10 protein-coding genes and 1 tRNA gene are annotated in these 13,115 nt (G+C 66.2%); 6 read left to right on the forward strand and 5 right to left on the reverse strand.

The genetic code is table 11. The features are described 5' to 3' along the window. The first annotated feature begins 10 nt into the window (after positions 1–10). The 4 genes from BMZ97_RS01370 (at position 11) to BMZ97_RS01385 (ending at position 4,616) form a co-directional block, all read left to right on the forward strand. Positions 11–1,357, forward strand: coding sequence for a homoserine dehydrogenase (locus BMZ97_RS01370; RefSeq protein ID WP_092164703.1), 1,347 nt, complete (start codon positions 11–13; stop codon positions 1,355–1,357). 72 nt (positions 1,358–1,429) lie between these two features. Further along, a complete protein-coding gene (glpX, locus tag BMZ97_RS01375; RefSeq protein ID WP_092164704.1) occupies positions 1,430–2,428 on the forward strand; it encodes a class II fructose-bisphosphatase in 999 nt (332 codons plus the stop codon). A gap of 140 nt (positions 2,429–2,568) precedes the next feature. Beyond that, positions 2,569–3,762, forward strand: coding sequence for a CaiB/BaiF CoA transferase family protein (locus BMZ97_RS01380; RefSeq protein WP_092164705.1), 1,194 nt, complete (start codon positions 2,569–2,571; stop codon positions 3,760–3,762). A 74-nt stretch (positions 3,763–3,836) separates the two neighbouring features. Then, the gene (locus BMZ97_RS01385; protein ID WP_092164713.1) at positions 3,837–4,616 is read left to right on the forward strand and encodes an enoyl-CoA hydratase/isomerase family protein; all 780 of its coding nucleotides are present in this window, start codon (positions 3,837–3,839) and stop codon (positions 4,614–4,616) included. A gap of 461 nt (positions 4,617–5,077) precedes the next feature. Here BMZ97_RS01385 and BMZ97_RS01390 read toward each other — a convergent pair whose 3' ends face one another. Continuing rightward, the gene (locus tag BMZ97_RS01390; RefSeq protein WP_092164715.1) at positions 5,078–6,733 is read right to left on the reverse strand and encodes an FAD-binding dehydrogenase; all 1,656 of its coding nucleotides are present in this window, start codon (positions 6,731–6,733) and stop codon (positions 5,078–5,080) included. 109 nt (positions 6,734–6,842) lie between these two features. On the opposite strand from BMZ97_RS01390, the gene recJ reads away from it, so the two are divergent. Further along, positions 6,843–8,648 (forward strand): single-stranded-DNA-specific exonuclease RecJ, encoded by a 1,806-nt coding sequence (recJ, locus tag BMZ97_RS01395; protein ID WP_092164717.1) that lies wholly within the window; start codon positions 6,843–6,845, stop codon positions 8,646–8,648. Positions 8,649–8,889: 241 nt separating this feature from the next. Next, positions 8,890–8,964, forward strand: a tRNA-Glu gene (locus tag BMZ97_RS01400). 225 nt (positions 8,965–9,189) lie between these two features. On the opposite strand, the gene BMZ97_RS31110 is transcribed toward BMZ97_RS01400, so the two are convergent. The 4 genes from BMZ97_RS31110 to BMZ97_RS01415 form a co-directional block, all read right to left on the reverse strand. Further along, entirely contained in the window at positions 9,190–9,351 is a 162-nt protein-coding gene (locus tag BMZ97_RS31110; RefSeq protein WP_175525390.1) for a hypothetical protein, read from the reverse strand. 251 nt (positions 9,352–9,602) lie between these two features. After that, positions 9,603–9,902: a hypothetical protein gene (locus BMZ97_RS01405; RefSeq protein WP_092166469.1), complete on the reverse strand. Its 300-nt coding sequence runs from the start codon at positions 9,900–9,902 to the stop codon at positions 9,603–9,605. A gap of 414 nt (positions 9,903–10,316) precedes the next feature. Then, entirely contained in the window at positions 10,317–11,000 is a 684-nt protein-coding gene (locus BMZ97_RS01410) for a hypothetical protein (protein ID WP_092164719.1), read from the reverse strand. Between the two features lie 173 nt (positions 11,001–11,173). Beyond that, a complete protein-coding gene (locus BMZ97_RS01415) occupies positions 11,174–13,051 on the reverse strand; it encodes an ABC transporter ATP-binding protein (RefSeq protein ID WP_092164721.1) in 1,878 nt (625 codons plus the stop codon). Positions 13,052–13,115: the final 64 nt, after the last annotated feature.

Consider the following 13,115-nt stretch of genomic DNA (forward strand, 5'->3'; position numbering starts at 1 on the left):
CCCGCGCCATATGACCCTCGCGCCTTCCTCGCCACAATCCTCGCCGCTTCGCATCGGCCTTGCCGGGCTTGGCACCGTTGGAGCCTCCGTGCTGCGCATCCTGCGCCGGCAGGAGAACGCGCTTGCCGCCCGCTGCGGCCGCGCCATTCGCGTCACCGCCGTCTCGGCGCGCGACAGGACGCGGGATCGCGGCGTCGATCTTGCCGGCCTGACCTGGTTCGACGATCCCGTCGCGCTGGCGAAATCCTCGGAGATCGACTGCCTGGTCGAGCTCATCGGCGGCTCGGACGGCCCGGCCAAGGCTGCGGTCGAGGCCGCGCTCGCCTCAGGCAAATCGGTCGTCACGGCCAACAAGGCGCTGCTCGCCCATCACGGCGTGGCGCTGGCGACGCTCGCCGAGGAGCAGGGCGTGGCGTTGGCCTTCGAGGCCTCGTCCGCAGGCGGCATCCCGGTGGTGAAGACACTGCGCGAGGCTTTGTCGGGCAACAATGTCACGCGGCTCTATGGCATCCTGAACGGCACCTGCAACTACATCCTCTCGCGCATGGAGATGGAGGGGCTGACCTTCGAGGCCTGCCTCGCTGACGCCCAGCGCCTGGGTTATGCCGAAGCCGACCCGACCTTCGATGTCGAGGGCTACGATACCGCCCATAAGCTCGCCATCCTGACCAGCCTCGCATTCGGGACAAGGATCGACGCCGAAGCGATTCATGTCGAAGGCATTTCCTCGATTGCCCCGCTCGATCTGAAGATGGCCGACGAACTCGGCTACCGGATCAAGCTGCTCGGCGTCGCCGAGCGCACCAAGACCGGCATCGAACAACGCGTGCACCCGACCATGGTGCCGAAATCCTCCGCCATCGCGCAGGTGATGGGCGTGACCAATGCCGTCACCATCGACGCCGACGCGGTCCGCGAGATCACCCTGGTCGGCCCCGGCGCGGGCGGCGACCCGACGGCCTCGGCCGTCGTCGCCGATATCGCCGATGTCGCGCGCGGCACGGCGGGCCTGCCCTTCGGCCTGCCTGTGGCGCGGTTGGAAACGCCGACCCGCGCACCGATGCAGCGGCATGAGGGCGGCTACTACGTCCGGCTTGCCGTGCTCGACCATCCCGGCGCCGCGGCCGCGATCGCGACCCGCATGGCTGAAGCCGACATCTCGCTCGAAAGCATCGTCCAGCGCCGTTCGGAGAGCGCTGCCGCGCGCGACCCCTCCGGGCGTTCCGGCGCGCCGGTCCCGGTCGTACTCATCACTTACGCCACCAGCGAATCCGCGATCCGGGCAGCGCTGGAGAAGGTTTCTGCCGACGGCCATATCGCGGAACCGCCGCAAGTCATCCGTATAGAGCGGGAGTAGGCGATCGGCGGTCGGCAATAGCCACGCCCGACCGCCCATTGCCGATTGCCGACTGCCCATAGGGAGCCATCCATGTCCGAAGATCTCCGTATTTCCCCGAACCAGATCATCGAGCGTTATCTCTCGATGGAGTTGGTCCGCGTCACCGAGCGCGCCGCCGTCTCGGCCGCGCGCCTGCGCGGGCACGGCAATGAGAAGGCGGCGGACCAGGCGGCGGTCGACGCCATGCGCCGCGAGCTCAACCGCCTGCCGATCGACGGTGAGATCGTCATCGGTGAGGGTGAGCGCGACGAGGCGCCGATGCTCTTCATCGGCGAGAAGGTCGGCACCAGGCAGGGCCCCAAGGTCCACATCGCCGTCGATCCGCTCGAGGGCACGACGCTCTGCGCCAAGGACATGCCCGATTCCATCGCCGTGATGGCGATGGCCGAGGCCGGCAAGCTGCTCAATGCGCCCGACGTCTACATGAACAAGATCGCGATCGGCCCGGGCTATGCCCGCGGCGTGGTCGATCTCGACGCGTCCGCGACCGACAACATCCATGCGCTGGCCAAGGCCAAGGGCGTCAAGCCGAGCGAGATCTCGACCCTGATCATGGACCGCCCGCGCCATGCCAAGTTGATCGAGGAGGTCCGCAAGACCGGCTGCTCGATCCGCCTGATCACCGATGGCGACGTCGCCGGCGTGATCTACTGCACCGAGCCGGATAAGACCGGTATCGACCTCTATCTCGGCATCGGCGGCGCGCCCGAGGGCGTGCTGGCGGCGGCCGCGCTGCGTTGCGTCGGCGGCCAGATGCAGGGCCGACTCATCCTCGACACCGAGGAGAAGCGCGCCCGTGCCCTCACCATGGGCATCACCGATCCGAACCGGAAATACAGCATGGAGGAGATGGCCTCGGGCGACACCATCGTCTGCGCCACAGGCGTCACCAATGGCGGCATGCTGAAGGGCGTCAGGTTCGGCAAGGACGTCATCGAGACCGAGACGATCGTCTATCGCTCGATCACCGGCACCGTGCGCCGGATCTATGGCGAGCACCGTCAGTTCGAGAAGTTCAAGCTGGATTGAGCCTGAGAGGCGAGAGCCTCATCCAACCTGGCGCGTTCGCGAGCGAAATGGACGCCGGTTCGCGTGAAGACAACGCGTTAAAACAAAGGGACACAGCAATTTGACGATCTGACCAGATCGTCAAATTGCTGTGGAGAGCCATGCCGCGCCCGACGCCGTCTTCAGCGCTCAACCGCCTCCGCGTGCTCGATCTCTCGCGCGTCCGGGCGGGGCCGACCTGCGTGCGCGTCTTCGCGGATTTCGGCGCCGATGTGATCAAGGTCGAGAGCCCGCCGGGCTTCGACCCCAACGAGAACATGAGCGGGCCGCGGCATGGCTATGACATGCAGAACCTGCATCGCAACAAGCGCTCGCTGACGCTCAATCTGAAGACGGAAGGCGGCGCGGCGGTCCTGCGCAAGCTGATCGAGAGCGCCGACCTCCTGGTCGAGAACTTCCGGCCCGATGTGAAGGAGCGGCTCGGCCTCGATTTCGAGACGCTGCACGCGCTCAATCCGCGCCTGATCCTGGTCTCGATCTCAGGCTTCGGCCAGAGCGGGCCTTACCGGACGCGCGCGGGCTTCGACCAGATCGCCCAGGGCATGGGCGGAATGATGTCGGTGACCGGTCTGCCCGGCCAGGGGCCGGTGCGCGCCGGCATCGCGGTCGCCGATTCCGCTGCCGGGCTTTATGGCGCGATCGGCGCATTGGTGGCGCTGCAGGAGCGCGCGGTCTCCGGCAAGGGCCAATGGGTCCAGACCTCGCTGCTCGAAGCCCAGATCGCGATGATGGATTTCCAGGCGGCGCGCTTCCTGGTCGAAGGCCTGGTGCCGCCGCAGGCCGGCAACGACCATCCCTATTCGACGCCGATGGGCGTCTATGCGACGCGCGACGGCCACATCAATATCGGCGTCGGCGCGGAAGGGCATTGGCGCTCCTTCTGCAGGGCGATCGACCGCCCCGACCTCGCGACCGATCCGCGCTACGACAATATGGAGAAGCGGCTCAAAGCGAGGCCCGAATTGCGCGTGCTGATCGAGGGGATCCTGGCCACGCAGGACAGCGCCCATTGGCTGGCAGCCTTCGAGGCGGCGGCCGTGCCGGCCGGGCCGATCTACGCAGTCGACGCAATGTTCGACGATCCCCAGGTCCAGCATCTGGGCATCGCGCAACCGGTTTCGCATCCGGTGATCGGCGATTTCCGTGTCATCGGCGAGCCGGTCGGCCTGTCGCGCACGCCAGCCTCTGTGCAGACGCCGACGCCCGAAGCCGGCGAGCACAATGCCGAGATCCTGGGCGAGCTCGGCTATGACGAGGCGGCGATCACGCGTTTGAGGGATAGTGGCGCGATCTAGAGCATTTTCGAGCGAAGTGGACGCCGGTTCGCGTGAAGACAATGCGATAAAACGGGGAGAAGGGGTTAGAGAGCATGGACGACGAGATTCTCTACACCGTCGCGGACGGCATCGGCACGATCACGCTCAACCGCCCCCAGGCCCGCAACGCGCTGACCTTCGCGATGTATGAGCGGCTCGCCGCGATCTGTGGCGATCTTCCCGGCCATGGCGACCCGAAAGTGCTCGTCTTCACCGGCGCGGGCGAGAAGGCTTTTGCCGCCGGCACCGACATCACGCAGTTTCGAGCCTTCAATACGCCTGACGATGCGCTGGCCTATGAGAGCCGGATCGACCGCATCATCACGGCGATCGAAAGCTGCCCGATCCCGACCATCGCTGCGATCTCGGGCGCGGTCACGGGCGGCGGTGCCAGCATTGCCTGCGCCTGCGACATCCGGATCGCGACACAATCGGCCCGCTTCGGCTTTCCGGTGGCGCGCACGCTCGGCAATTGCCTGTCGATGAGCAACTACGCCAGGCTTGCGACGCTGCTCGGCCCGGCCCGCGTCAAGGATATCGTCTTCACCGCGCGCTTGATCGAGGCTGAGGAGGGGCAGCGCATCGGGCTCTATAACGAGCTCGTCGCCGACCATGCCGCGCTCCTCGTGCGGATGCGCGAACTGGCGACGACGATCGCCGGCCATGCGCCCTTGACGATGCGCGCGACCAAGGAAGCGCTGCGCCGCATCGCCAAGGCCAATGGCCACCCGCAGGGCGATGACCTAGTCCTGATGTGCTATATGAGCGCCGATTTCCGCGAGGGCATGGAAGCCTTCCTCGGCAAGCGCGCGCCGCATTGGCAGGGCAAGTGAGGCGAGCGAAGCGGCAGCCGGGAAGCGATCCATCCTAGAGCGTCATTCTCGGGGCTCTGCGCCTCGCTCCGCCCGAGAATGACGCGCTTTTTTTCCCTTCTCCCCTGGCGGGAGAAGGTGGCGCGCAGCGCCGGATGAGGGGGCGCCGTGCCCTGTCCGGTTGGCGTCGTGTTCAGGCCAATTGGTGAGGTCACAGCGCCCCCTCATCCGTCTCGGCTTCGCCGAGCCACCTTCTCCCGCCAGGGGAGAAGGGTTCCCCGAGCCTTGCCGTCATTCTCGGGCTTGCCCCGAGAATCTCATGACCAGAGTGCTCTGGTTTATGAGATGGTCGGGTCAACCCCGACCATGACGCGCCTCAGATCCCGGGCTCTACGCGGAGTTTATCCTTGGGCCGACCAAAGGTCGGACCCGGGGGCGTAGCCCCGGAATGACGGCGTGGTTCCGAGCTAGAACAACATGCTCTATCCCACCGCCTGCGCCGCGGCGCGCCCGGCAATCCGGCCGGAGAACAGGCAGCCGCCGAGGAAGGTGCCTTCGAGCGCGCGATAGCCATGCAGGCCGCCGCCGCCGAAGCCGGCAGCTTCTCCGGCCGCGTAGAGCCCGGGCACCGGCTCGCCAGCCCCATCCAGCACACGCGCGGATAAATCCGTCATCAGCCCGCCCAATGATTTGCGGGTCAGGATATTGAGCCTGACGGCGATCAGCGGGCCATGCGCCGGGTCGAGGATGCGATGCGGTTTTGCGGTCCGGATCAGGCGGTCGCCGAGATAGGCGCGGGCGCCGCGCAGCGCCGTGACCTGCAGATCCTTGCCGAAGGGGTTGTCGAGCGTGCGGTCGCGCGCCTCGATCTCGGCCCGAAGCTGCGCCTCATCGATCAGCGTCTCGCCGGCAAGCGCATTCATGCGCGCGACCAGCCGGGAAAAATCGGTCTCGACGATGAAATCCTCGCCGTTGTCCATGAAGGCCTGGACGGGTCCCGGCACGCCGCCGCCGGCCCGTCCCAGCACCTGGCGCCAGCTCTTCCCGGTCAGGTCGGGATTCTGCTCGGAGCCCGAAAGCGCGAATTCCTTGGCGATGATGCTGCGGTTGAGCACGAACCAGGAATAGTCGTAGCCCGTTTTCATGATGTGCTCGAGCGTGCCGAGCGTGTCGAAGCCGGGAAACAATGGCACCGGCAGGCGGTTGCCGCGCGCATCGAACCAGAGCGAGGAGGGGCCGGGCAGGATGCGGATGCCGTGTCGCGGCCAGATCGGCGCCCAATTGGCGATGCCCTCGACATAGTGCCACATCCGGTCGCCATTGATCAGCCGGCCCCCGCTTGCCTCCGCGATGGCCAGCATCGCACCGTCGACATGGTCGGGCACGCCCGAGAGCAGGCGCTCAGGCGGAGTACCCAAGCGCTGCGGCCAGCTCGCCCGGACGAGATCGTGATTGCCGCCGATGCCGCCGGAGGTGACGATCACGGCCTGCGCCTTGAGCGCGAAAGCCCCGACCGCGCCGCGCGAGCTCTTCGTCCCGCGCTCGACCGGGCTCGCCTCCAGGATCTCGCCCGCGACGCCGTCGACCGCGCCGGCGCTGCGCGACAGCGCGGTGACGCGGTGGCGAAAGCGCAGCTCGACCAGGCCACGCGCCTGCGCCTCCTTCAAGCGGCGCAGGAACGGCTCCAGCACGCCCGGCCCAGTGCCCCAGGTGACATGGAAGCGCGGTACTGAATTGCCGTGGCCGCTGGCGAGGTAGCCGCCGCGCTCGGCCCAGCCGACGACGGGGAACCAGCGCATGCCCATCTCGTGCAGCCAGGCGCGTTTCTCGCCCGAAGCGAAATCGAGATAGGCCTGCGCCCATCTGCGCGGCCAGTCGTCCTCGGGGCGGTCGAACCCGGCTGAACCGAACCAGTCCTGCGCCGCGAGTTCGCGCGAATCGCGAATGCGCAGGCGGCGCTGCTCGGGCGTGTCGACCATGAACAATCCGCCGAGCGACCAGAAGGCCTGCCCGCCGAGCGATTGCTCGGGCTCCTGATCGAGCAGGATGACGTTGCGGCCGGCGTCGGTGAGCTCTGTCGCGGCCACGAGCCCGGCGAGGCCGGCTCCGATGATGATGACGTCCGCGTCCTGCCCCACGCCTGCTGCCCTTTCCTGGCTGCTTGCCGCGCAGTATGGCGATCGCCCAAGCGCCGGCAAGGCAGGTAGTGGTTGACGAATGCGCGCGCCTGCGCGACCCCCTCAGATCATGAGTCTCATTCCCCAGCGCCTTTTCCTCGGCGTGTCCCACTCCGTGCTCGGCCGGCCCTGGCGCGACAGGCTGGACGCCGCGGGGCTCGGCCGCGCCGAGGCCCTGGCGCAGCTCGAAGGCATTCCCGATACCTTGTCGCGCCTGCTCGCCGGGCGCGGCGTCGAGCCCAATGAGGCCTTGCGCTTCCTCGAGCCCCGCCTGCGCGACCTCCTGCCCGATCCCGCGACATTGACCGATATGGAAGCCGCCGCCGCCCGTCTCGCCGAGGCGGCGCAGCGGCGCGAGAAGGTCGCGATCTTCGGCGACTATGATGTCGACGGCGCCTGCTCGGCGGCCTTGCTCGCGGGCTTCCTGCGCCAGGCCGGGGCGCAGCCGCGCATCCATATCCCCGACCGCTTGATCGAGGGCTATGGCCCCAACAGCGATGCCATCCGCACATTGGCAGGCGAAGGCGCGACGTTGCTGGTCACGGTCGATTGCGGCACGACCAGCCATGAGCCATTGGCCGAGGCGCAAAGGCTCGGGCTCGATGTCGTCGTCCTCGATCACCATCAGGCGCCCGAATTGCTTCCGCCCGTCGCCGCGCTGGTCAATCCCAACCGGCAGGACGATCTCTCCGGGCTCGGCCATCTCTGCGCGGCCGGTGTCGTCTTCCTGACGCTCGTCGCCCTCAGCCGGACGCTGCGCCGGCAGGGCTTCTGGGCGGGGCGGGCGGAGGGTGAGCCCGATCTGCTGGCGGCGCTCGATCTCGTGGCGCTGGCGACTGTGGCCGATGTCGTGCCGCTCAAGGGCTTGAACCGCGCCTTCGTGCGCCAGGGCATCGCCATATTGCGGGGGCGGACGCGCCCCGGACTGGCTGCGCTGATGGATGTTGCGGGCCTCGATGGCCCGGTGCAACCTTGGCATCTCGGCTTCCTGCTCGGCCCGCGCATCAATGCCGGTGGCCGCATCGGCGATGCGGCGCTGGGCGCGAGGCTCCTGCTGACCGAGGACGAGATCGAGGCGCGCAGCATCGCGACCGAACTCAACCGGCTGAACCAGGAACGTCAGGAGATCGAGCGGCAGGCGGTGCTGGAAGCCACCGCGCAGGCCGATCATGCGCTGATGAGCCTGCCCGACCAGCCCGTGCTGATGGCGGCCTCCGCCGATTGGCACCCCGGCATCGTCGGCCTCGTCGCGGCAAGGCTGAAGGAGCGCTTCCGGCGCCCGGCCTTCGCGCTCGCTTTGAACGGGGAGGGCGGCGCGACGGGGTCGGGCCGTTCGGTCGCCGGCGTCGATCTCGGCCGCGCCGTGCGCGAGGCGGTCGAGGCCGGGCTTGCGGTCAAGGGCGGCGGCCATGCGATGGCGGCCGGCGTGACGCTGGCTGCCGGGCAGGCTTCCGCCTTCCAGGCGTTCCTGGCCGAGCGGCTGGCGATGCAGGTCGCGGCGGCGGGCGAAGCCGAGGCGCTGCTGATCGATGCGGCGCTGAGCGCGGGCGGCGCCAATCCGCGCCTGCTCGCCGAGATCGACAAGGCGGGGCCTTTCGGCGCGGGCAGTCCCGAGCCGGTTTTCGTCTTTCCCGCGCATCGCCTGGTCGAGGCTGTCGAGATCGGCAGCGGTGGCCATGTCCGCATCAAGCTCAAGAGCGGCGATGGCGCGACCGTGGGCGGCATTGCCTTCCGTGTGGCGCAGGAGCCGCTGGGGCGCGCCTTGCTGGCGGCGCGTGGCGAGAGCGTCCATCTCGCCGCGACGCTGACGCTGAACCGCTGGGGCGGCCGCGAGAGCGCCGAGCTGCGCGTCCTCGACATGGCGCGCCCGGGCTGATCGTCGTGGTTTAGAGCAGCGGCCCCAGTGGGAACCGGTTTTCGGGACAAGCCGATGCAAGATAAAAACCTAAAGCATCAGACCAATAGGATATTTGGTCTGATGCTTTAGGGGCAAGAACGGTGGCGGCAGGTCGCTCCAGACTTTCCCCGGATATCGTCAAACTGGTGCTTGCAGAGGGCGCGCCCTGCCACTATACCTCGCCCCGCTTCTCGACGGGCAGCCGTCGATTCAGAGGCCCGCGACCTTCGTCTATCGGTTAGGACACCAGCCTTTCACGCTGGGGAGACGGGTTCGACTCCCGTAGGTCGCGCCACACTCCGATAGGGGTGTTAAGGCATTGAAAAACAAAAGATATTGAGAGCGTTAAATCGAGGGTATCCCCCACGATATCCCCCAGCCATGTCCCCCCGAAGTCGGTTTGAGGGCGCACGTCGACTGTGCGCTTACCTGCGGGCCTGCTGGTAGTTCGCGATCATCGCCGGAGTGATGTCGAGGAAGTAAGAGAGAGTGCCCTAGCCTCGCGTGTAGGCTTTGGCCTTCAGGTCCGCGATACGATGAACGAAATCCTCAGCGCTTCGACGGGGAACTCTTCAACGAACATCCCCATGCCAAGCTCTTCATCACTCCAGTCCACGAAGGTACGGGGCTTCATGATGTCGCCGGCGGCCTTGAGGTCTGGAAAGGCGACACGCTTCGCCATTGCCACGCACCATCTGGAACGGTGGTCGTTTACGCTGCCGTAGAGCGCGGTGGCGGATACGTGATGCGCCCTACAGGAAACGCGAGGGGCCACGGGGGAATTGGGGCGGCACGTTCTTATGTAGGCTGCCGGATTTTGTGGCCCAAACATCCGACCCAAACTATCTGAGCGCGGCATGCCTTAAAGGGCCGCTTCGGACCCGGAGCAGAACAAGACGCCATGGGCCGTTTACCCGTCGCTGAACGAGAGGATCAGCGGCCCTTCATCGCCTTCTCAATGCCAGCCTCCATATCCGCCGCGTTCATCGCTGGCGTAAGTTCGATGGCGGCATTGAGGTTCAGAAAGAATGCTTCAGCCACGGATGGGATGTCGGTCGATTTAGCAAGATCAAAAAAGAAATATCCCGTACGCAATCCGGCATCTGCCACGAAATATGCGGCCTCAGGTTCGAATTCCAACATAAAAGCCTTCACGGTCTTCCGTAGAGTGCCATCGACAACGCTCCTGTTGCCGGCCTCTACCGGGATAGACACCTTTAGCATCATACGCATAGTGTCCTCCATTGTTCATCGAAATTCACAGGGGAGATATTCGCGCTGCACGAATTCGATCGGCATCAGTCAATTGGTAACATGGCCTGGTTTCCGTGACCATTGAGACCACGTACTGCCTCTCTCAGATCTTGCCGCTTTGACGTGGCCGGCCCATCCGCCGAGCGCCTGTACGACATCCCTAGGCACCTTCGCGCGTCTCAAGGCGTCCTTGTAGCAGTACCCTCAGATTTGGGCTTGAGGTCCGGCAGCTTCACCGCCTCAATACACGCCCTCATGGCTTCAAACGACGCCTGATGCTGATCTAGTCGGCGATCACGGTAGCGAAATTGTCTTCGGCTCGTTGACTGGTCCGTTTGCCGGCTTCAGCTGGAAAGGCGCCATTTCACAATCAAGGATTCGAGCTGTCTCCGCTCAGCCCACGTGACCACTCATCATGTGGTCAGCCAGGCTGTAGCAGTGGCTTGCCTGATAGGCGTTCCGGCCCCGGTTCATATGCGTCAGGTTGAACGCCCGGATAGCCTGCAACGAGCGGGGCGCCGCGAGGAATTTGTCGATCGAGGCGAGGCCGCGGACTTTGATGCCGAAAATGTCCTCGCCGCGGGGGAAGACATAGCTGACGTCTTCCGGCGTCATCACGCAGCGCTCGAGGAAAGCGTCATCCACCTGGCCCTGATCGAGCGAATGGTCCCTGGTGAAATCGGAAAGATGCACCAGAAATAGCGCGCGGATGCCCTCGCCATCCGCATAGAGAGAGAAAAGCTCCATCCAGCTCGCATTGACGCGAATGAGCGCCTTGCCCGGTGTCGACGGCAGACAGGAAACCGACCAGTAATGCCGCTCGGTCCGGCGCGGGATCGGGATGCAGTTGCGGCCATATTGCCGGAGAATGTCCAGGACCTCTTGTGCCTGAGGCCGGCGCAGCAATTTCTCGAACCGCGCGACGTATTTGAGACGCAGTTCGAGCGACTCCGAGCGCTCATCGGCGTCGCGCAGGATCGTCTTGCCCTGCATCCAATCGCGCTGCTGCTGGAGGTCCAGGAATCGGCGCAGACCGGTGGTGCTTGGGCGGCGGGTCGCGCTCACATCAGGTACCATGTCGGCCCAGTCGGTTCGGATGGGCTATCGGTTACGCGATCAATAGACGGCTCGAATATCACGATGCTCCGGAGCACAGGTCGTTCTCAGTTTCATCTGCATTGCGACGCCACCTTTTCATGGCAGGAGCAGCTGGCTGAAAACCAACGAAAATCAGAAAATGCTCCAAGCGCCTATTCAGCTGGGATGAGCACCAGATGACCGGGCGCGACTTCGGTGTATCGCGATGGCGCGGCAACGTGATCGGCGGGATGGATGGGCGAGCTTAGGACCGGGTGACCGGTCAGGCTGCGGGTCGTCCGTCGCGCAGGATCGGCGATCGGAACCGCAGACAGGAGAGCCCGGGTATAGGGGTGCTGCGGGGTCTCGAAGATTGCGGCGCGCGGGCCGATCTCGACGATCCGGCCGAGATACATCACCGCGACGCGATGGCTGACCCGCTCGACCACGGACATGTCGTGGCTGATGAACAGGCAGGAAATTCCCAGATCCGCCTGCAGCTCCATCAGCAGGTTCAGCACCTGCGCCTGCACCGAGACATCCAGCGCCGATACCGCCTCATCGGCGATGATCAGCTTCGGGTTGAGGGCAAGCGCGCGGGCGATGGCGATGCGCTGGCGCTGGCCGCCCGAAAGCTCATGCGGGTAAAGCTCGATGAAGCCGGCGGGCAGGCGCACGCGCTCGAACAGCTCCGCCACGCGTCGCTGCAGGGCCTGTCCCGACAGCCGCTCGTAATTAAGCAGGGGCTCCGCCACCTGGTCGAACAGCCGCATCCGCGGGTCGAGGCTCGCATAGGGATCCTGGAAGATCATCTGCATCTTCCGGCGCAGCGCGTGCATCCCCTGCCTCGACTGGGCCAGCACGTCCTGCCCGTCCAGCACCACCTCGCCCGACAAGGGTTGGATGAGACGCAGGATCGAGCGGCCGCAGGTCGACTTGCCGCAGCCTGACTCGCCGACGAGGCTGAGCGTCTGGCCGCGGTCGATGGTGAAGCTCACATCCTCGACCGCGTGGACATTGGCGATGGTCCGGCGCAGCAGCCCCTTCTGGACGGGGAAGCGGGTGCACAGATGGCGCACTTCGAGCAGCGGCGCAGCTTCCGTCCCCGCAGCTGTCGCGACGGGCGCGGCGGCCGCTGCGCGGGGGGCATCGCCGGTCGCGATGCCGCGCATTGGTGCCGGGCAGGTCGTGCCGCGCATCTCGCCTAGCCTGGGCACGGCGGCCAGCAGCGCGCGCGTATAAGGGTGTTGCGGGTCGGAGAAGATCGCCTCGACCGGGCCGTCCTCGACCTTGTCGCCGCGATACATCACCACGACCCGATCGGCCATCTGCGCGACCACGGCCATGTCGTGGGTGATGAACAGCACGGCCGTTCCCGTCTCGCGCTTCAATTTGTCGATCAGAGCGAGGATCTCGGCCTGGATCGTCACGTCGAGCGCCGTCGTCGGCTCATCGCAGATCAGCAGGCGCGGCTCGCAGGCCATCGCCATGGCGATCACGACGCGCTGGCGCATGCCGCCCGATAATTCATGCGGATATTGCTTCAGGCGGCGCTCGGGCTCGCTGATCTGCATCTGCGTCAGCAGGTCGAGCGCGCGGGCGCGCGCCGCAGCCGTCGGGATGCGCCGATGCGTCAGGATCACCTCGACAAGCTGGCGCCCGATCGTGAAGACGGGATTGAGCGCCGTCATTGGCTCCTGGAAGACCATGCCGATCTGGCCGCCCCGGATCGCGCGCATCGTGGCCTGGTCGGTTTGGGCGAGGTCGATCACGCGCCCGTCGGCCTGCCGAAAGCGCAATTCCCCTCCGGCGATCCGGCCGCCGCCGAATTCGACAAGCCGCATCAGCGACAGCGCCGAGACCGACTTGCCCGAACCGGATTCGCCGACCACGCAGACGCATTCCCCGGGCGCGATGTCGAAACTGACGTCGCGCACGCCGAGGACGGGCCCGGCATCGGTCTCGAACGCGACGCGCAGGCCCGCGATCGAAACGAGTGGACCGGGCGGCGTCGGGCCGGATGCTTGCGGGGCAAGGGACGTATCGAACATCAAACCTCCCGGGCATAGTCCTTAACAGCCTCTTGCCCGGCCATCCCAGGCTCGAAGGCGGCGC

The organism is Allobosea sp. OK403 (genome assembly GCF_900113835.1).
GTDB lineage: Bacteria > Pseudomonadota > Alphaproteobacteria > Rhizobiales > Beijerinckiaceae > Allobosea.